19 protein-coding genes are annotated in these 19,687 nt (G+C 40.9%); 1 reads left to right on the top strand and 18 read right to left on the bottom strand.

Translation table 11 applies throughout. The annotated features are described in order from the left end of the window. Position 1 precedes the first annotated feature (1 nt). From mutS to NQ508_RS06920, 15 genes are all read right to left on the bottom strand, one after another. Positions 2 to 2,650, bottom strand: a complete 2,649-nt coding sequence (gene mutS, locus NQ508_RS06990) for a DNA mismatch repair protein MutS (protein WP_330370975.1) — start codon at positions 2,648 to 2,650, stop codon at positions 2 to 4. Positions 2,651 to 2,677: 27 nt separating this feature from the next. Then, the gene (locus tag NQ508_RS06985) at positions 2,678 to 3,136 is read right to left on the bottom strand and encodes a putative ABC transporter permease (protein WP_006426585.1); all 459 of its coding nucleotides are present in this window, start codon (positions 3,134 to 3,136) and stop codon (positions 2,678 to 2,680) included. 69 nt (positions 3,137 to 3,205) lie between these two features. After that, positions 3,206 to 4,651: a tRNA (N6-isopentenyl adenosine(37)-C2)-methylthiotransferase MiaB gene (gene miaB, locus NQ508_RS06980; protein WP_006426586.1), complete on the bottom strand. Its 1,446-nt coding sequence runs from the start codon at positions 4,649 to 4,651 to the stop codon at positions 3,206 to 3,208. Positions 4,652 to 4,699: 48 nt separating this feature from the next. Then, a complete protein-coding gene (locus NQ508_RS06975) occupies positions 4,700 to 4,882 on the bottom strand; it encodes a DUF4250 domain-containing protein (protein ID WP_006426587.1) in 183 nt (60 codons plus the stop codon). A 20-nt stretch (positions 4,883 to 4,902) separates the two neighbouring features. Then, entirely contained in the window at positions 4,903 to 5,487 is a 585-nt protein-coding gene (locus tag NQ508_RS06970; RefSeq protein WP_416387607.1) for a 5-formyltetrahydrofolate cyclo-ligase, read from the bottom strand. Further along, positions 5,456 to 5,677: a DUF896 domain-containing protein gene (locus NQ508_RS06965; protein ID WP_006426589.1), complete on the bottom strand. Its 222-nt coding sequence runs from the start codon at positions 5,675 to 5,677 to the stop codon at positions 5,456 to 5,458. The genes NQ508_RS06970 and NQ508_RS06965 overlap by 32 nt, the downstream gene beginning before the upstream one ends. A 30-nt stretch (positions 5,678 to 5,707) precedes the next feature. Then, the gene (locus NQ508_RS06960) at positions 5,708 to 6,079 is read right to left on the bottom strand and encodes a hypothetical protein (RefSeq protein ID WP_006426590.1); all 372 of its coding nucleotides are present in this window, start codon (positions 6,077 to 6,079) and stop codon (positions 5,708 to 5,710) included. A 46-nt stretch (positions 6,080 to 6,125) separates the two neighbouring features. After that, positions 6,126 to 6,947, bottom strand: coding sequence for a pyridoxamine kinase (locus NQ508_RS06955; protein ID WP_006426591.1), 822 nt, complete (start codon positions 6,945 to 6,947; stop codon positions 6,126 to 6,128). Positions 6,948 to 6,950: 3 nt separating this feature from the next. Further along, the gene (locus tag NQ508_RS06950; protein WP_006426592.1) at positions 6,951 to 8,621 is read right to left on the bottom strand and encodes a putative polysaccharide biosynthesis protein; all 1,671 of its coding nucleotides are present in this window, start codon (positions 8,619 to 8,621) and stop codon (positions 6,951 to 6,953) included. 45 nt (positions 8,622 to 8,666) lie between these two features. Beyond that, positions 8,667 to 9,161, bottom strand: a complete 495-nt coding sequence (gene ybeY / locus NQ508_RS06945) for an rRNA maturation RNase YbeY (protein ID WP_006426593.1) — start codon at positions 9,159 to 9,161, stop codon at positions 8,667 to 8,669. Then, the gene (locus NQ508_RS06940; protein WP_006426594.1) at positions 9,158 to 10,174 is read right to left on the bottom strand and encodes a PhoH family protein; all 1,017 of its coding nucleotides are present in this window, start codon (positions 10,172 to 10,174) and stop codon (positions 9,158 to 9,160) included. The genes ybeY and NQ508_RS06940 overlap by 4 nt, the downstream gene beginning before the upstream one ends. 3 nt (positions 10,175 to 10,177) lie before the next feature. Further along, positions 10,178 to 11,443 (bottom strand): sporulation protein YqfD, encoded by a 1,266-nt coding sequence (locus NQ508_RS06935; protein WP_044919578.1) that lies wholly within the window; start codon positions 11,441 to 11,443, stop codon positions 10,178 to 10,180. Between the two features lie 12 nt (positions 11,444 to 11,455). Then, positions 11,456 to 11,728 carry a YabP/YqfC family sporulation protein gene (locus NQ508_RS06930; RefSeq protein ID WP_006426596.1) on the bottom strand — a complete coding sequence of 91 codons (273 nt, stop codon included), beginning with the start codon at positions 11,726 to 11,728 and terminating at the stop codon, positions 11,456 to 11,458. Positions 11,729 to 11,806: 78 nt separating this feature from the next. Next, complete coding sequence (ppk1, locus tag NQ508_RS06925; RefSeq protein WP_044919582.1) at positions 11,807 to 13,846, bottom strand: polyphosphate kinase 1; 2,040 nt, start codon at positions 13,844 to 13,846, stop codon at positions 11,807 to 11,809. A 174-nt stretch (positions 13,847 to 14,020) separates the two neighbouring features. Further along, positions 14,021 to 15,070, bottom strand: coding sequence for an endonuclease/exonuclease/phosphatase family protein (locus NQ508_RS06920; protein WP_006426599.1), 1,050 nt, complete (start codon positions 15,068 to 15,070; stop codon positions 14,021 to 14,023). Between the two features lie 200 nt (positions 15,071 to 15,270). Between NQ508_RS06920 and NQ508_RS06915 the strand changes: the two genes are divergently transcribed. After that, on the top strand, positions 15,271 to 15,678 hold the full coding sequence (locus NQ508_RS06915; protein WP_006426601.1) for a hypothetical protein: 408 nt from the start codon (positions 15,271 to 15,273) through the stop codon (positions 15,676 to 15,678). 107 nt (positions 15,679 to 15,785) lie between these two features. On the opposite strand, the gene NQ508_RS06910 is transcribed toward NQ508_RS06915, so the two are convergent. The 3 genes from NQ508_RS06910 to NQ508_RS06900 all read right to left on the bottom strand — a co-directional run bounded on the left by NQ508_RS06910 (position 15,786) and on the right by NQ508_RS06900 (position 19,431). After that, the gene (locus tag NQ508_RS06910; RefSeq protein ID WP_006426602.1) at positions 15,786 to 16,658 is read right to left on the bottom strand and encodes a YitT family protein; all 873 of its coding nucleotides are present in this window, start codon (positions 16,656 to 16,658) and stop codon (positions 15,786 to 15,788) included. A gap of 129 nt (positions 16,659 to 16,787) precedes the next feature. Beyond that, positions 16,788 to 17,267 (bottom strand): 23S rRNA (pseudouridine(1915)-N(3))-methyltransferase RlmH, encoded by a 480-nt coding sequence (gene rlmH, locus NQ508_RS06905; RefSeq protein WP_006426603.1) that lies wholly within the window; start codon positions 17,265 to 17,267, stop codon positions 16,788 to 16,790. A gap of 121 nt (positions 17,268 to 17,388) precedes the next feature. Further along, positions 17,389 to 19,431, bottom strand: coding sequence for a HelD family protein (locus NQ508_RS06900; protein WP_006426604.1), 2,043 nt, complete (start codon positions 19,429 to 19,431; stop codon positions 17,389 to 17,391). Positions 19,432 to 19,687 lie beyond the last annotated feature (256 nt).

Below are 19,687 nucleotides of genomic sequence, written 5' to 3'. Positions count from 1 at the left end.
TTTACCACCTGTTTTTCAGCTTGTTCTGAAGCTGATATAATGTATTTAATGCGTCGATCGGAGTCAGATTGGCTAGATCCAGATCCTTAATCTCCTTAATTACGTCGTCGTCTTTTACGGTATCAAATAATGACATCTGGGCAAGATCTACCTCATCAAAATGCTTTGTTTTTTGTTTGGAAGATTCCTGTCCCTGCACTTCAATGTCCTTGATACGTCCGGTTACATCTGCCTGCACCAGTTCTTCTACGATTTCTTTCGCCCTGTCCGTAACTGACTGCGGAACTCCGGCAAGTCTTGCGACCTGAATTCCGTAGCTCTTATCAGCACCACCTTTTACTATTTTACGCAGGAAAATGATATCATCACCTTTTTCTTTTACGGCAATGCAGTAATTATTGACATTTTCAATTTTTCCTTCAAGCTCAGTCAGTTCATGATAATGTGTTGCAAATAACGTCTTTGCCCCAAGCAATTTGCTGTTGCTGATATACTCGATCACTGCCCAGGCAATGCTTAAACCGTCAAAAGTACTGGTTCCGCGACCGATCTCATCAAGGATCAGAAGACTCTTACTTGTCGCATTACGGAGAATATTAGCAACTTCCGTCATCTCGACCATGAAAGTACTCTGGCCGCTTGCAAGGTCATCTGATGCACCCACTCGTGTAAAGATGCGGTCAACCACACCGATGTTAGCGGATGAAGCCGGAACAAATGAACCAATCTGCGCCATCAGGACGATCAGCGCAGTCTGTCTCATGTAGGTTGATTTACCGGCCATATTTGGTCCTGTGATAATGGAAATACGATCCTTTTTATCATTCAGATATGTATCGTTACAAATAAACATGTCATTGGAAATCATCTTTTCTACTACCGGATGTCTTCCGTCTTTGATGTCGATCAGTCCTTTATCGTTCATCTTCGGTCTGACGTAATTATTCTGCTCCGCAACCAGTGCAAGTGAGGCAAATGCATCTAATTTTGCAATAGCTTTGGCTGTCTTCTGAATACGTACGACCTCTTTTCCAATCGTATCTCTGACTTCAGAATAAAGCTGGTATTCCAGTGCGTACAGTTTATCTTCCGCACCAAGAATCGTGTCTTCCAGTTCTTTTAATTCCGGAATGATATAACGCTCTGCATTGGCAAGAGTCTGCTTTCTTGTATAATAATCCGGTACCAGATCTTTAAAAGAATTGGTAACTTCCAGATAATAGCCAAATACTTTGTTGTATTTGATACGCAGATTCTTGATTCCTGTCTTTTCCCGCTCATCTGTTTCCAGTTTGGCAAGCCAGTCCTTCCCGTCGGATTTGGCATTGCGGAGTTTGTCGACTTCTGCATTGTATCCATCTTTTATGATACCGCCTTCTTTCATGGCGATCGGTGGATCCTCCCTGATAGAATCACTAACCAGCTTGCACAGATCTTCCAATGTATCCAGCTCTTCATACAGTTCCTTTAAAAGCGGTGTCTGCATGTCACTTAAGATACACTTAATATGTGGAAGCATGGCAAGTGAAGTCTGGAATGCGATCAGATCTCTTGGATTGGCAGATTGATATGTGATTTTGCATACCAGTCGTTCGAGATCGTAAACCGGTGAAAGATATTCTCTGATCTCCTCTCTGGAAATCGCATTTTTCATCAGTTCATCTACGGCATCCAGTCGTTTTTCAATTGCATTTTTGTCAATTAACGGCTGTTCAATGTATTTGCGTAATGTTCTTGCGCCCATTGCGGTCTTTGTCTTATCCAGTACCCAGAGAAGGGAACCACGTTTTTGCTTGTCGCGCAGTGTTTCACACAACTCCAGATTACGTCTCGTCGAGCTATCCAGAAGCATATATTTTCCGGCTGCGTAGATTGTCAGATGAGAAATGTGTGATAAATCTCTTTTCTGTGTCTCTACCAGATACTGCATGAGTGCGCCGGCTGCGATCACGCCACAGTCATAGTCGGCAAGTCCCAATCCTTCAATTGTCCCTGCATGGAAATGTTCCTTTAATATCCGTTCACAGATTGCATCATCAAAATACCAGGAATCCAGGGAATATACGGTAATTCCAAGTTTTTCTTTCAATAATTCAAAATCCATTCCGCTCATATAGAACGCTTCATTGCAGATCAGTTCTGAAGGCATGAATTTGTAGATCTCATCAAATAATTTTTCTGAATTTTCGATCTCGGTTACCATGTATTCGCCGGTTGATACATCGGCAACTGATACGCCGTAATGATCTGATGCATAGGCGATACACATAATATAATTATTCTTTGTCTCATCTAATGCCTGAGTATCCAGATTGGTTCCGGGTGTTACGATTCTTACAACATCTCTTTTAACCAGTCCCTTTGCAGTTGCCGGATCTTCCATCTGTTCGCAGATTGCTACTTTATAACCTTTGGATACCAGTCGGTTCAGGTATCCGTCTACTGCATGATATGGCACACCACACATCGGTGCGCGTTCTTCGAGTCCACAGTTTTTTCCGGTTAATGTAATCTCCAGTTCTTTGGATGCGGTCAGTGCATCATCAAAGAACATCTCATAAAAGTCTCCCAATCTATAAAAGAGGATGCAGTCCGGATATTCTTTTTTCGTCTGCATATACTGCTGCATCATTGGTGTTAATTCTGCCACTTTTCTTCTCCTCTTGTCATTTTATTTTTACATTTCATTATAGCATTTATATTTTGAATTTAAAAGGATAGTTTTTCTCACAAACTGTGGTTTGTCTTCTCCATATAACAAATGCAGAATATTGGCACTCAGATAGATTCCAACAGCACAAAGACAGGCAAACAATATCACAAACGGCAGACAAATCTGCCCGAATAACTGAAATGGCATACAGCTGTAATCCCATACATGAAGTGCAAACCATTTATTTACAATGATACCTGTGATAAATTCCATTGCTGTTACAAAGATACTGCACCGCAGCACCTGCCTTAGAAAATCATCCTGCCAGTGTACCAGTTCTCCCTGGTACGTGAAAAACATCATACAGATTCCGCCCAGTACAAACATGGACCAATGTGAAAATCCACGGAAGATGATTTCCAGCGAATAGTAGATCCATCCTCCGATACCCCATAAAAATAAATACTCACTGATTTTTTTCATATAAAAACGCCCTCACTATCTTGTTGATACTACATAGTTTGAGCGCTTTTATGGTTAATTATAATACATTTATTCTGCCAGTTCTCCCAGATAATAGAAACCTTTGCATTCAGTCAGTCTGACATCTGCCAGACGTCCGATCATTCCTTTATCTCCCTTGATATGTACCAGCAGATTGTTGCTTAAACGTCCGGTCACCATGGATGGATCGTGTTCACTGACTGATTCGATCAATGCTGTCTGAACAGTTCCTTCATGAACAGAGCATACTTCTGATGCGATGGAATGAACTTCTTTTAATAATCTGTCAAAACGATTTTTGACCACATCTTCAGGCACCTGATCTTCCATAACTGCAGCCGGTGTTCCGGTACGTTTTGAATAGATAAAAGTAAATGCACTGTCATAGCGGACTTTTCTTACGATATCCATTGTCTCTTCAAAATCTTCTTCTGTCTCACCAGGGAAACCAACAATGATATCGGTAGTAAGAGAAACATCCGGTACTGATCTTCTGATCTTTTCTACCAGTTCCAGATACTGTTCTTTTGTATAATGACGATTCATCTTCTTCAGAATCTTGCTGCTTCCGGATTGTACCGGTAAATGCAGATGTTTGCAGATCTTTTTGGATTTGCCCATGACTTCGATCAGTTCATCGGATAGATCCTTTGGATGAGACGTCATAAAGCGAATGCGTTCCAGTCCTTCGATCTGTTCAATTCTTTCAAGAAGCTGGGCAAATGTAATCGGATGTTCCAGATTCTTACCATAAGAATTGACATTTTGGCCGAGCAGCATAACCTCAACAACACCATCTGCAACAAGCTGGCGGATTTCGGATATGATCGCCTCAGGATCACGGCTTCTTTCTCTTCCACGTACATATGGTACGATACAGTAACTGCAGAAGTTATTACATCCAAACATGATATTTACTCCGGATTTGAAGGAGAATTTACGGTCATTCGGAAGGTTTTCAACAATTTTATCGGTATCTTTCCAGATATCGATCACCATACGCTGCGATTCAAAACGTGTGACGATGAGTTCGGCAAATTTAAAAATATTATGCGTTCCAAAAATAATATCTACATAGCGATAACTCGTCTTTAACTTTTCTACGACTTCCGGTTCCTGCATCATGCATCCGCAAAGACCGATCATCATATGAGGATTTTTCTTTTTTCTTGGTTTTAACTGGCCAAGTCGTCCGTAGACACGCATATTGGCATTTTCTCTTACTGTACAGGTATTAAAGATGATAAAATCAGCCTCATCTTCCGCAGCTTCTACGTAACCGATTTTTTCCAGGATTCCGCAAAGCTTTTCAGAGTCTCTCGCGTTCATCTGACAACCAAAGGTTGTAACGCAGAACGTCAGCGGACGACCAAGTTCTTCGGATTCACGCTGTACATATGCCTTTGCCTTTTCGATGAAATAATACTGACGGGCAGTATCATCCGCCGGCGGCTCTTTTGTAATATCTATATCGTAATTAACATTATTAAGCATTCTTTTTGCTCCTTTGTATTATTTTAGAATCAATTAGTAATCATGGATTTAGACAAACTGATGTCTGTTTTCGTCATATTCATAATCAATGGTTTTTAAAGTATTCACAATTTCTTCTTTTTCTACATTCATATCATCACATAAAGCATCCAGATTGTGATAATAATCTCTGAGTTTTGTATTGACTACACTAAGTAACAGCATAGGATCTTTCGGTAACCCATTTGCCATCTTTTGTTCACTCCTTTTTGTTATATAAGACTTTTCTCTTCTGTATCAAGCGGATAACTCTGCTTTTCTGTCACAACTTTCTCTGGCTTTATATCATGTTCCTCAAAAGGAAGTTCTCTGTACATCTGCAATTCGAATGCAATTGCAATTGCATGCAGATTCGGATGTTTTTCCAGATATTTGTCATAAAAGCCGCCGCCATATCCAATCCTGTGGCATTCTTCATCAAAAGCGACTCCAGGCATGATCAAAAGTCCGTCTTCTCCGTCTGCTATATGATCGCCGGTTGGTTCCAGAATCCCGTATGCGCCCGGCTGTAAGTCATCTTTACTTTCTACCAGGTAAAAATTCATTTCGCTTCCCTCAATTCTCGGAAACCACACACTTTTTCCGAGCTTCCAGGCTTCCTCCATGATGGAAGAGGTTCCCACTTCTCCGTTATAATTTGCATAACAGTATATATCGGTCTCTTCTAAAAATCGCGGATGATTGATAACTCTTTCGGTAATGTCGTTGGTTGCCTGTTGCCACACAAGTGGATCCATCTCTTTTCTGAGACGGATGATCTTATGTCTAATTTCCTTTTTTGTTTCCAAATTTCTCACCTAAATTCGTAATACTTCCGTCTTTTTCCTTTATAGAAATGTTGTTCAACTGCCCACGCAGGTTCCTTTTAAAAGAATCTATATATTCTTTTCTCAAGATCTGCTGTTCTTTTAGTTCTTCCGGTGTCAGACCTTCTGATTTTGATTTGTGATATAATTCATTGATTCTTGCTACTTTTTTATCATCCATTATCTTTTGTCCTTTCTGTAAGTTTCAGGTTTAACTGGAATAATTTTCCAGAAAACCATATAAGCTTTCTGATGTTTCTATATATTTTCCATTCTGAATTTCTTTTTGAAGATTTTCCGGAAGGCCCTCCAGTGAAATATCTGTATATTCATATACTGTCTTTTTATCACTAAGATATACAACCACATATCCATTTAATTCCTTCAGATAATAACAGTCGTCTTTAAGAGCCTGTCCGTCTGCTGCCACAGAAGTGTTGTTCATTTCTTTCTGTTCCTTCGCATTTATTTCGGCCTGGATTTCACGCTTTCCTTTATTCAAACTCAGCTGATAAGCACAGGTAATTCCAAATACTACAAGGATCAGAAACAGTAAAAAGCCAATACCATACTTATTTTTCATAGTGATTACTCCTTTTTGAGTACAGTATTAGCTTATAACATTGTATTTATACGATTTTTCTCAATGTTTTTTCGATAAGAAGCCCCTCCCGCTCCGGATAATCATACTTTTCACTTTCTCTGATACATGCACATACGAATGCATGAGAAGCCTGGACACTTTCCAGAAGTGTGTTACCCTGCAGGAGTCTGGCAAGAAACATTCCGTCAAATGCGTCACCGGCTCCGTGAAATTCTTTTAATACTTCACCGTTCCCGATATAGAGAAATGCATCGTCTTCATATAATACGATACCTTTTTTGCAGTCATCTTTCGGAACACTGGTGATGATTATATCTTTGGCACCCATTTTGCGCAGTTCTTCGCACAGATGCAGGACATTTCGGTGATTCCCTGTGATCTGATACTCTTTTCCGGCGAGCAGATACATTTCTGTCAGATTTGGCAGAATTACATCCGAATAAGGCAAAAGCCTTCTCATCGATGTACCGTAAGATCCATCAAAATTAGAATAATATTTCCCGTGATCACCCATGATTGGGTCAAGGATTACTTTGGTATCCGGAAATTGACTGATAAAATAAATAACAGAATCAATCACGTCAACATTACCAAGGTATCCTACAAAAATCGCGTCAAATGTAATGTTTTCTTTCTTATAGTGATCCGCACACGTACGTATATATTCTCCGGGTACATGATATATGGCAGGTGTTCCATAACCTCCGGTATGTGTCGATAACAACACAGTCGGGATGGGACACGCTTCAATTCCCATCATACTTAAGATAGGTGTCATATTCATCATGGCTGCTTTTCCTACACCGCATATATCGTGTAACAGTGCAATCTTTTTTACTGGTCTCATAACTTACCTGTATTCCCCTTTTATCAAATGTAATCTACGGCATAATGTCACAAGGGTAGCTCCTTTTGGCATGCCAAGTAATTCTTCTTCTGTAATTCCTCCAAGTACAACAATAGCCACACCATAAGTTACCACTGCTGCAAGAAGTGCGATGATCGTCGCAATATATGGGCCTGCGAACAATTCGAAAATCAGGTGGACCAAAACAGCGATCACACCCATGATCAGTGAAGCCAGTGCAGGGATTACAAAAGTCTTCTTCTTTTCCTGCACATATCCAATCCTGTCACGCAGTGCTTTTGCGTTCAATACACAGATTGCTCCGGAGAAAATAATCTTACTTAATACTACGGCATAGATATTCCATTTCAATACTACCAGCATCAGGAACAATGTCACAATATGGATCACCAGGGAAATTGCAGCATTCTTTACCGGAGTCATCATGTCATCAAGGCCCTGTAATACAGAGTTGGTAACAGTTGACAGACAGAAGAATACAACCGAAAGAGCTCCCATCTGAAGCATCAGTGCAGCCGTTGTATTATCCTGAGTAAAATATAACATATTCAGGATTGGTTTTGCCAGCGTAATAAAACCAACCGCACATGGAATTGCGATCACCATATTAAAACGGCTTACCGTATTGATCTTATTATGTACCTGTTTTCTGCTACCAGTCTGTACTGTTGCAACCAGACTTGGCACCAGAGATGCCGCCAGTGCACTGGAAATAGAAAGCGGTACATTGATCATTGTACTGTACTGTCCCTGAAAGATTCCCAAAAGACTTGCATATTCTTTTTTACTGAACCCCTGTGCAGCCATTACGTTATTAAAAAGCGCCGTATCTACGAAGTCACTGATATTATATACAGTTGCACTTAAAATAACCGGTGCGATCGTTACAAACAGAACTTTGTATACCGTCTTATAGCTTTCGCGTTTTTTCGAATGGTCACGTCTCATTTTGCGTTTGAAGACTTTGTTATATGCAAGAAATACAAGACCAACAAATACTAATGCACTGAATGCTCCAAGAACAGTACCAAGTGTTCCTCCGGCTGCGGCAAATGCCGGACCGAAAGATTTGTCACCTCTCGTTTTTCCTACGGCTTTTCCTGCATTTAATAATACATAGGCTCCCGCAATAGATACAACTGCATTTATGATCTGTTCAATAACCTGTGAAATTGCAGTCGGGACCATGGAACCGATTCCCTGAAAAAATCCTCTCAAAACTCCAAGTAATGCAACGATCAGAATACACGGTGCCAATACACGGAGCGCATATGCACTCATATCCAGATGCATGATCGTCGTTGCAATAAAATCAGCTCCAAAGAATACAAGCAGAGCTACAAAACCACCGGCGAGCAATGCAAATGTTATGGCTCCACGAAAAATCTTATGTGCATTTTTGTATTCTCCTACGGCGACTCTTGCGGATACCAGTTTTGATACTGCCAAAGGGAGGCTGTAAGAAGTCAACATCAAAGCCACGGAATAGATTGAGAACGCTACGGAATAGTATCCGTTTCCTTCCGTTCCGATAATATTAAGCAGCGGAATGCGGTAAAATGCTCCGATCAGCTTTGTGATAACTCCTGCTATCGCCAGAATCGATCCCTGTACGAGGAAATTCTTCTCATTTTTTTTACGTTGTTCAGACATACATCTTTAACTCCATCATTTTGTATAAATTAGTAAGATCAATTGTTATCTCAGAATATCCAGGCGTTCCATAATCTCTCGTTGTTTTTGTTCCATCACCTGGCGTTCTTCATCTTCCATATGGTCATAACCTGTTAAGTGTAACACAGAATGCGCAATAAGAAAAGCATATTCTCGCATCGGACTGTGTCCGTACTCTTCTGCCTGTGCAAGAACTTTCTCTTTTGATATCACAATATCACCAAGCGTCAGCTCTCCGCTTTCAGGATCGAAACAATCTTCCTGTTCTTCCAGGAAGTCAAATGTTCCGGGTTCCGGATAATCGATCATAGGGAAAGACAATACATCAGTTGCTCTGTCGATTCCTCTGAATTCCTTATTCATCTCATGAATCTGTGCATTTTCTGTCAGGAGCAGGTTTACTTCTGCCTCATAAGGGCAGCCTACATAATCCAGGGCTTCTTCTACTACTCTTTTTGCAAGTGCTTCACATTCAAGTGGAAGTTTCACATCCCCTTCTTCTTCAAAATATAATGTCATGATCTTCGCCTCTTATCTTTTCCTTTGTATTTAGCATCATTTCCACGACGGTTTTCGTGTTTGCTTTCATAATCTTCGTATGCTTTTACGATTCTTTGTACCAGCGGATGACGTACAACATCTTTGCTGGTAAGGTGGCAGATACTGATATCTTCGATATCTTTTACAACTCTTGTTGCCACATCAAGTCCCGATACCTGACCGGATGGCAGATCCTTCTGTGTTGCATCACCTGTAATGACAACTTTTGAGCCAAATCCGATTCGTGTAAGGAACATCTTCATCTGTGCCGGGGTGGTATTCTGAGCTTCATCCAGAATAATAAATGCATTATCAAGCGTACGCCCACGCATATAAGCAAGCGGTGCCACTTCAATCAGACCTTTTTCAGAATTCTTCATAAAACTTTCTGCGCCCATGATCTGATACAGTGCATCATAAAGTGGACGTAAGTACGGATCGATCTTACTCTGAAGATCTCCCGGAAGGAATCCGAGTTTTTCTCCTGCTTCGATTGCAGGACGTGTCAGAATAATCCTTCCAACTTCGTTATTTTTAAATGCAGTGATTGCCATTGCCATCGCAAGATATGTCTTACCGGTACCGGCAGGCCCAAGTCCGAAGACGATCATCTGTTTGCGGATTGCATCTACATATTTTTTCTGCCCAAGGGTTTTGGGTTTGATCGGCTTTCCCTGTAATGTATGGCAGATAATATCCTTATCGATCTCCAGAACATTTTCTTCACTGTCTTCCATTACAAGCGCCAGTGTATAATCTACATTCTGTTCCTGAATCGTGTTGCCTCTTTTGGAAAGTTCAACAAGCTGATCCAGCACTTTTTTTGCTTTTTCCACCTTCAGAGCATCTCCCATGATCTTTACACTTTCACCTCTCGCGATCAGTGTTACATGAAGAGCCCGTTCTATTTTCTTTGCATATACATCGAACTGCCCGAACACATTCGCTTCATGTTCTGCAGGTATATCGATGACTGTTTCCATTAATCCCATGCATTAATCTCCATTCTTTGTTTCTTCTTCCGAAGAATTTTCTATCGGAATCGGTACAGACGGCATCTTTCTGCCAACGGAACATCTGATCTTTAGTGTTCCCTTTGCATAATACGTCTCAGACCCTGTGTATATTTTAACATCATTCTGGATAATTTCTACCCCTTTTTTCTCCAATTCTTTACAGTAATCCTGAAAATCTGCCGATAATATCATTCTGGCATCTGCTTTGGTATACTTCTTATACATTTTGCGGTAAGGCGTTATCGTGCTTTTTTCTAATGTCACCGGAATTACATTGGCAATCTGATATTTTTTCTGAACTACATATTTTTCGAAGACCGGATATTGATTGTTTTTAGATTCAGTCGTGAAATAATGCCTGCCAAGACGGATTCCGTAATTTCTTTTCTGGAGAAAGTAAAATCTTGAACGGTAATATTTTTTCTGTATATATTGTCTGGTTAACTCTTTCTGATATGTAATGGCTTTTTCTCCTGTTATGTCTGCATCTGCATTTTTCAATCTGTAACCGGTAATCTCTTTTTCATCATTACAGATTGGAATCTGACCAGACACAAGGATAGCTCCTTTTTTCACTTTTGTCCCCCGTTGTACCATAGGAGTGCCGGTACGCGTTATAATATCTACAATTGTGCAGTCCGTATCTGCAATAATATCTTTTCCTTCTTCGTTATTGTCTAAACTGATTTTTGAACTGTCCGTAAAATCGTCTTCATTTTCCTTTATCCGAATGACAAGACGGCATCCATCCACGGAAGCAGAAACCCATATGATCCTGTCGTACTTTTTTCTGAGATCCTGCACAATCTTTCTACAGTTTACATCTGATTTTTTCATACCGTCTTTGACGTTTTCGGACGAAAGGAATCTTTTCAGCGTATCATCTGTATAAGAGAGATTCCCACTGATATCTATGCCCCAGATAAAACGTGTCATAAAAAGGATCAGACCGGCACAGATAAGAAAACCAGACAGCAGTATGTGACGTTTACGGTATCTGTCTAAAAGAAAAGGAAGACCACTGCGGCGTATGATGCAAACCTTCGTACCGGTCTTCCTTACGATCTCTTTCAGTCTGCGAAAACCATCAATCGTAAGATTCATCTCATATGAACCGCAGACCCGCTTCAGATCCCATATATAAATATTTTTATAACGGCAGGCGTTCAGAAAACGTTCCGGCGAATATCCGGTTACCCGTATCCTGACATAACCTTTCAAGTACCAGATCAGCTGTTCAAACACGACGGTCCCCTCCTATAGTTGATACTCAATTGTTCTGATGTGACCGTGAATCTTCATCTCGTCATTTGTATAATATATAACTTCCAGTTTTTTCCCAGTGATTTTGATCTGACCACTTTTGGATTGAAGCCTTATTATCTGATCTGTATATTCTGTCATTCCTCTGTAATTTTCCACACAAAGATCATTTGTTCCGGTAATCGTAAGAATCGGGAGCCCCATTGCTACATCTTTTGGGACTCCCGACATCTCCGCCGCTTTTTCTTTCCATTCCTGACGTTTCATAAAAATACCGTGCTGGTAATTTGTATTACTCTATGCTTTTTCGCCGGAATATATGCATAGCAATTCAGTTACCTCTTTTTAAAGTTCGTGATATGCCTGTGCGTAAAAATACTCCTGTGAATTCAGTGGTGCCTCCTCATTAATTACACGATGATAATTCCCCTCTGCATCCAGATATCTTGCTTTCTGGTTGTCTGCAAGCATAATATCGAACATATCCTGTAATTTATTCTGCAGTCTTTCATCGTATACAGGCGCTGCCACTTCCACACGTCTGACTGTATTTCTTGTCATAAAATCTGCGGATGCAATATAGTATTTCCTGCGCTTACTGTTTCCGAATATATAGATTCTCGAATGCTCCAGGAATCTTCCGACAATGCTGATGATACGAATGTTTTCTGTCTTTCCTTCCACACCAGGGATCAGGCAGCAGATTCCACGGACAACCATATCGATCTTCACACCTGCTTCGGAAGCTTCGATCAGTTTATCGATGATCTTCTTATCTGTAAGAGAATTGAGCTTAAATCCAGCATAAGCTTCTTCTCCATTTCTTGCATGTGCAATCTCTTCATCCAGCATGGCAAGTACTTTATTCTGCAGACATTTCGGTGCAACCAGAAGATGTTCACTGTGCTCTACAACTTCACCCTTTGACAAAGCCTGGAATACATTGGAAGCTTCCAGTCCGATCTCTACGTTAGCTGTCATAAGAGAAAGGTCGGTGTACAATCTGGATGTCTTTTCATTGTAATTACCGGTACCGATCTGTGTAATGTACTCTACCTGACCTCCGTTTTTGCGGGTGATCAGACACAGTTTGGAGTGTACTTTATAACCATCCAGTCCATAGATCACCTGACAGCCAGCATCCTCCAGAAGTCTGGACCAGCCGATATTATTTTCCTCATCAAAACGGGCTCTCAGTTCTACCAGTACGACAACTTCTTTTCCATTCTCGGCTGCTTCGATCAGTGCCTCTACCACTTTACTCTGCTTCGCCACACGATACAGGGTCATCTTAATGGAGATGACATCCGGATCTTCGGCCGCTTCCGTCAGCAGATGTAAGAACGGACGGATGGATTCGTATGGGTAAGATAACAGTTTGTCTTCTTCCCGGATCTGTTCTATGATACTTTTTCCATCCTGGAACTGGTCAGAGCGCTGCGGTGTACGTTTTGGAAAATATAATTCCGTATGCTTTCTGAGAAGATCCTGGATCTGGAATACAAACGACAGATCCAGTGGTGTTGAAGATATGAATACATGGCTATCATCCAGCTCCAGATATTCACATAATACGACAATTCCTTTTTTGTCGATATCTCTGGAAAGTTCCAGACGAATCGGTGCCAGTTTCTTTCTCTGCTTAATCAGCCCTTCCATAAATTCACGGTAGTCCAGATCTTCATCGTACAATGCATCTGCATCGATATCGGCATTTCTTGTGATACGGAGTAAAGATTTTGATTTGATCTTATATCCTTTGAATACCGCCGGTGCGAAATGCAGAATCAGTTCTTCGGCGAGCATATAGGTGCCCTGCATTCCCGGAACTGCGATCAGGCGTCCGAAGATGTTGCTGGTGCATGGAATAATTCCCAGACGGTCTTTCTTGCCCTTGGAGCCAAGTACGGCTACGGCATAGATTTCTTTATTTCTAAGGAATGGGAATGGCTGTCTTCTTCCTACAACAGTAGGCGAGATCAATGGTGCAATCTCGGATTCAAAATAACGCTCGAGATATGCAGCCCCTTCTTCATCGAGTTCATTGAAACGTAAAATGCGGATGCCCTGTTCTGCCACACGTTCCATCAGTTCTTCATAGACCGCTTCTTTGCGTTTATTGATTTGTTTTGTGCGTTTTAAGATTGCATCAATCTGCTCCTGTGATGTCATGCCTGTCTTATTTTCACGGATCTTTTTGTCAAGAAGTGTCTGGTCATATAATGATCCCACACGTACCATGAAAAACTCGTCCAGATTGCTCTGATAGATCGATGCAAATGTCAGTCTCTCACATAATGGGACTTCTGGATTTTCAGCTTCTTCCAGTACACGTTCATTGAATTTCAGCCAGGAAAGTTCCCGGTTCATATATATGCTGCTCATAGTGTTTTCTCACCTTTCTCTGTGTATTTTTTACTTTTTTCTTTTCCGAAATATTCATTCCAGTATTCCTAATATAGCATAGCATTCCCCGACTTATATTAGATATATGTTAAATCTATGTTAAATCAGCCCGCCGGGAAAGGCAGGCTGATAAACAGATTATATTTTGGTATATTATTTTAATGTTACATTTAATTTTACCGGCTGATGATCGGTATATTCGAACTGTGTGTCGATATTTTCCACTTGATCGATCTTCAGATTATCCGAAACGATGAAGCCATCCAGTACATATACCTGTGAATCATCATAGTTACCGCTGTATGGTCCGTTTAACAGGCGGCAGGTCGGTACATTATCTGATACTGCATAAGAAAATCCTTCCGGGATATCTTCTTTTCCGACCTTTCCCGGAACCCAGCTGTCTTTATCGTGGATCGGATAGGTGTCCATTCCATCAAATGTCTGGTTAAAGTCCCCGCCGGCAATCACATAATTTCCTTTTTCATACTCTTCTTTTAACTTCTTCACCAGAACTTTCCGCTGCGCGATCTTACCTTCTCCGCTGTCATAAGCTTCCAGATGAAAATTGATCAGAACCAGCTCTTTGTCACTGCCTTTTATCGGAATTCTTGTTTCCAGCATACAGCGCTTAAGATTGCAGGTTTTTACCGGCCATTTGAAAGATTCCGGAAGTGCGATTCTGGAAGCCTCCGATACTTTGCAATCAGAATATGTTACCAGGCCGCTTTCAACTTTACCGATCGTCGGAAGCGGGTATGGGACATATACGCATTTGAAATTACATGCAAAGATTCCATCTACACCCAGTGCTTTTTCGTAGTAAGCTTTTTCGTTGATGTGATAAGATCGTTTGGAATCAATGTCTACTTCCTGAAGAAAACAGACATCGGCATCTGCATCATTCAGAATGCCGGCAATTCCTTTCATATTGTGTTTTACCAGATCTTTCGTCTCCGGCATGACTTTACTTCCGCCGTCCATAAAGAAATCTTCGTCTTTGCTAAGTCCGGCATATCCGGTATTATAGGTCAGGATCGTCATCGAATCTCCTGTAGATATGGACTGTTTTCCACTGGTTGTGTTCAAAGTCTCTATCTGATCCGGACGGTATTCCAGCGCTGTCAGAATGGCAACAGCCACCAGGAGAATCAATACAATTCCAAGTATGATTCCACCTAAGATCTTCCCAAATTTTTTCATGTTGTACCTCCGTGTTTTTTATCTTTTGGCAGATACCAAAGTAACATAGTAATTATATCCGCCTGATATATTTATCTATTATAACAGTAGTTTTGTAGAAAATCCATTCATAAACCGAGGAAAATACGGACAATTTCACGGTGGTTTTTCTAGGATATCGGTGTTATAATGAGCCATATTATGTAAGGAGGCGATTATCTATGGCTACACCACTTCTTGTGTTGATCATATTGGCAATTGTGATTATTGCATCAATCATAACATCTGTTGTCACGTATGTTATTTTATCCGGGAGAAATAAAAGAATCCGCCTGGCAGAGCAATACCGCCAACTTGGTATTACAGAACAATATCTGAAGATTCAGGATGAAATCGAGAGGATCATCCGTTACAAAGATATCAAACTTACAACGGCGTCACCTGTAAAGATGTCAAATCCGGAAGACGGACAGAATGAAAAAGAAACAGAATCAAGAACATTCGCAGATGACCTCTGGTTCATCGTCCGCGGAAAGGACAGAAAGACATCTGAAAAGCTTCTGGAATACTGGCACTTCATCTGTGAGAATTCCGAATGGAAATGTATAGAGCGCAAGAAAAAAGGTTAAAAATCAGGAAAACCGACAATCTGTACCATACGGGAATCTGCTTCATTCGAAGCAGATTTGCCGGGCACAGTCTGTCGGTTTTGTTTTCTGTATTATTCTGCGTATTTTTATTTTTCGATAGTTTCTTTCTTATAAACTTTCTGCTGTGAAAATCCTCTTCCTCGCACTTCATTTACATTTCCAATGATCATAAATGCATGTGGGTCGATCTCCTGTACCAGCTGGTTCAGGCGCATAAGTTCACGATTGGAAACTACGGTAAGGATCATCGGCTGATCGTTTCTCAGATATCCGGTCTGTGTATAGACCAGTGTCGTTCCGCGGTCAAGACGTTCCTGGATCAGACGGTTCAGTTCTTCGTATTTTTCAGTCATGATCTCTACTTTTGTTCTGGTAGATCCCATCAGCAGTACCTTGTCCAGAATGACGGTATAGATCAGTACCAGTAAGATACCGTATACAATCTCTTCTTTGTTGGTGAAAAGCATCTGTGAGATCAGGATTATAAAATCAAATACATACAGCATCACAGATACCGGAAGTCCGAACTTTTTGTTGAGAACCAACGGCGGAATATCCATTCCCCCGGTCGATGCGCCGCAGCGTATTACAATTCCGATTCCCATTCCGATCATCAGACCGCCGCAGATTGTTGATAACATCTTATCGTCTGTTACATTCTGAAGTGCCGGTATCTGTTCGAGCACACCCAGAATAACCGGGTAATAGAATGTACTGACCAGTGTTGTAAGTGCAAATTTCATTCCAAGGACAGCCGCTCCAAGTAAGAACATCAATGTATTGAAGATTAATACAAATGTATGGATTGGAAGCCCGAAATAATGGTGGATTGCAATACCCAGTCCTGTCGTTCCGCCCGTGATCATATCATTTGGCAGAATAAACATGACGATCGCCAGTGCATAAACTGTATTCCCCAACAAGATCATACACAGATTTTTTAAATTCACTTGCTTCATAGTATATCCTCTCCTGACATTTTCATCCTTATTAGTATAAAGGATGATATCTTTTGAAACAAGAATTTTTTATAATATCTTTTATATATCTACAATTGTTTCTATAATATTTTCTTTTATTTCGGCATTTTACTTATGATATGGTTCATGGCTGATGATCCGGTAGCTTCTGTAGATCTGTTCCAGGAGGATCACCCGCATCAGCTGATGTGGAAATGTCATCTTTGAAAAACTTAGTGCATAATCCGAGCGTTTCAGCACTTCTTTTCCAAGTCCGATCGAGCCGCCGATGATAAATATAATGTGACTGGTTCCCTGGATCCCAAGCTTGTCAATCTTTTCTGCCAGTTCTTCTGAGGTCAGAAGTTTTCCCTTGATTTCAAGTGTAACGACGTAGGCATCGTCCTTGACATATTTGAGAATCCGCTCTCCTTCTTTGTCGCGGATACCATCTTCTACGGTCTCACTTGCATTATCCGGAGTCTTTTCATCTGCCACCTCGATGATCTCCAGCTTACAGTAGCGGCTTAGACGTTTGCTGTATTCTGCGATTGCATCTTTTAAATATTTTTCTTTTATCTTTCCCACTGTGATTAATGTTATCTTCATTCTATTGTTCTTTCTATCTCTGCTTTTTTTAATTTTAACTATAATTAATAATCTTTCGAAAAACTAATTTCTGCACATCTATTCTGCTAATAATTTTTCTGCCTTAGTGATTAGTGTTCTTCTATTCTGTTATCTGATACATATATAATTCATGTAATGCTCTTGTTGCGCAGATATATTTTGCCTGATTCAACATCGGGTTTCCGGAATCCTGGAACACACCGAATACCTGGTCGAATTCCAGACCTTTTGCAAGATAAAAGGTCGTGACGGTAAGTCCTTTTTTGAATACGGAACTGTTGCGGTCGATATAATGCACTTCTTCGCCGCGGGCTTTTAATATCTGGTATAAGGTGGATGCCTCTGCTTCCGTCATGGTAATAATGGCAGCAGTCTCATACTCGTCTTCTCCAAGTTTGGCTTTTGAAAGGATTTCATCCAGAACTGCATCTTCTGTCTGGAATTGTTCTTCTACCACTTCTTTTCCATGACGTTTTAAGAGTTCTACGTCTTTGACACCAGTCAGTTTTTCGGCATATCTGGCAATCTCCATTGTATTCCGGTAACTTTTATTCATCACGATCTTGCGGATCTTCTGATCAAATACGCCCGGAAGGAACTGCAATACATCACGCATCTGTTCATCTAAAGTTTGTGCTTTATCACCGAGAATGGTCATCCGGCATTTGAAGATCTGATTCAGGATCACATACTGCAGATAAGAATAGTCCTGCATTTCGTCAATAACCAGATGCTTGATGTGATTATGCACAGCTTTTCCGGTCAGGCGGTACTTCAGATACAATACAGGAAATACATCTTCGTATTCCAGTTTGCGCTTTTCATATTCGACATCCGGAAGTGACGGGTATCCGCATTCTTCCAGAAGCCAGCCGTATATCTTGTAGATGTCCTTTGTTACATACATCTTATCGAATTTCTCCTGTACGATCAGGAGCTCTTCTTCCGAAAGATCACGTCCAAGTAATGTCTCGTATTCATCAACACAATAATCTCTGATTGCATCCACCCGGCTGAGCAGAGGTGCATTCTGGAATTTGAAATAAAAGAGATTGATCAGTTCTTCTTTTGTCTTCTGAATTCCTTTATATTCGATTGCACGGAAATCCATCAGTTCATCTTCCAGTCTTGCAAGGAATCCTTCCATCATTCCGACAAAGCCTTCCAACTGCTTCTCTTCAAAGCGTTCTGTCAGATACGGGTCCTGAAGCTTCATGGTTCTTTCCAGCTGGTCATAGCGGTCTTCACAGTCCGGAACGATACCTTTCAATTCCCGGTATGCGAACAGGTCAAAACTCATCTCCTGAATATTTTCCTCGCCCAGTTCCGGAAGAATATGGGAAATGTAATCTGAAAATACACTGTTTGGAGAAAGGATCAGTACATTAGAGGATTTCAAATGCTCTCTGTCATGATACAACAGATAGGCAATCCGGTGTAAAGCAACGGAAGTCTTACCGCTTCCGGCAGCACCCTGGATCGCAAGGATACGGTCATGTGTATTACGGATGATCGCATTCTGTTCTTTCTGGATCGTACGGACGATGTTTTTGAGCTGTACATCACTGTTGGTTCCCAGCTCCTGCTTTAAAATATCATCATCGATCTTGGTATCGCTTTCGAATGCATAGACCATCTTTCCATTTTTCACTTTGTACTGCCATTTGGCAGCAATTTCACCTTCGATCAGCCCGGCTGGTGCCTCATAAGATCCAGGGCCTTTGTCATAATCGTAAAAAAGCCCGCTGACCGGTGCTCTCCAGTCATAGATCAAAGGCAGCATACCCGTACGTTCCGCAAAGTTACCGATGCCGATATAGAATATCTCCGGTTCGTCTTCGCCATCATAGATAAAATCCACACGTCCGAAAAACGGAGCTTCCAGCATTTTACGAAGCCGGTGCTGCATCTTCAGTTTTTCCTGATTGTCATTGACCTGGTGTAAAAGAGCTTGCTGGTTGTCATAATTTTCATAACCGTATTCATCCATCTCGGTGTAATTCTCCCAGTAGTATTCATTCATACTCTGGATGTCTTTCTGTCCGGCTTCGATGGATGCATCTACTTCGGCCAGGCGTGTGCGGATCTTCTCTGTTACTTTATTTAAAAATATCTTTCCGTCTGTTAAATCTAATTCTGTCATAATCTCCAACCTGTCTTTTTTGTTTTATCCTTACATATCAGCAGGATTGATTTTCAGCTGTTTTCAGCATTAAATGTGTCTTACAATCATACCACATATATATGTTTTTATTCAAGTCCGGATGTACTGTCTGCAGGACCTGCTACTGGCAGCTTTTTACGAACGCATGGCAAGCAAAAAGAGATATACACCAGAATCATTCTCATGTATATCTCTTATATAATTACGTGTTGTACATATTTATGAATGCTTATAA

The sequence above is a fragment of the Dorea longicatena genome (assembly GCF_025150085.1).
Taxonomy (GTDB): Bacteria; Bacillota; Clostridia; order Lachnospirales; family Lachnospiraceae; genus Dorea_A; species Dorea_A longicatena.
The sequence above is the reverse complement of the archived record's forward strand: the minus strand, read 5'-3'. Positions and strand labels throughout refer to the sequence as shown.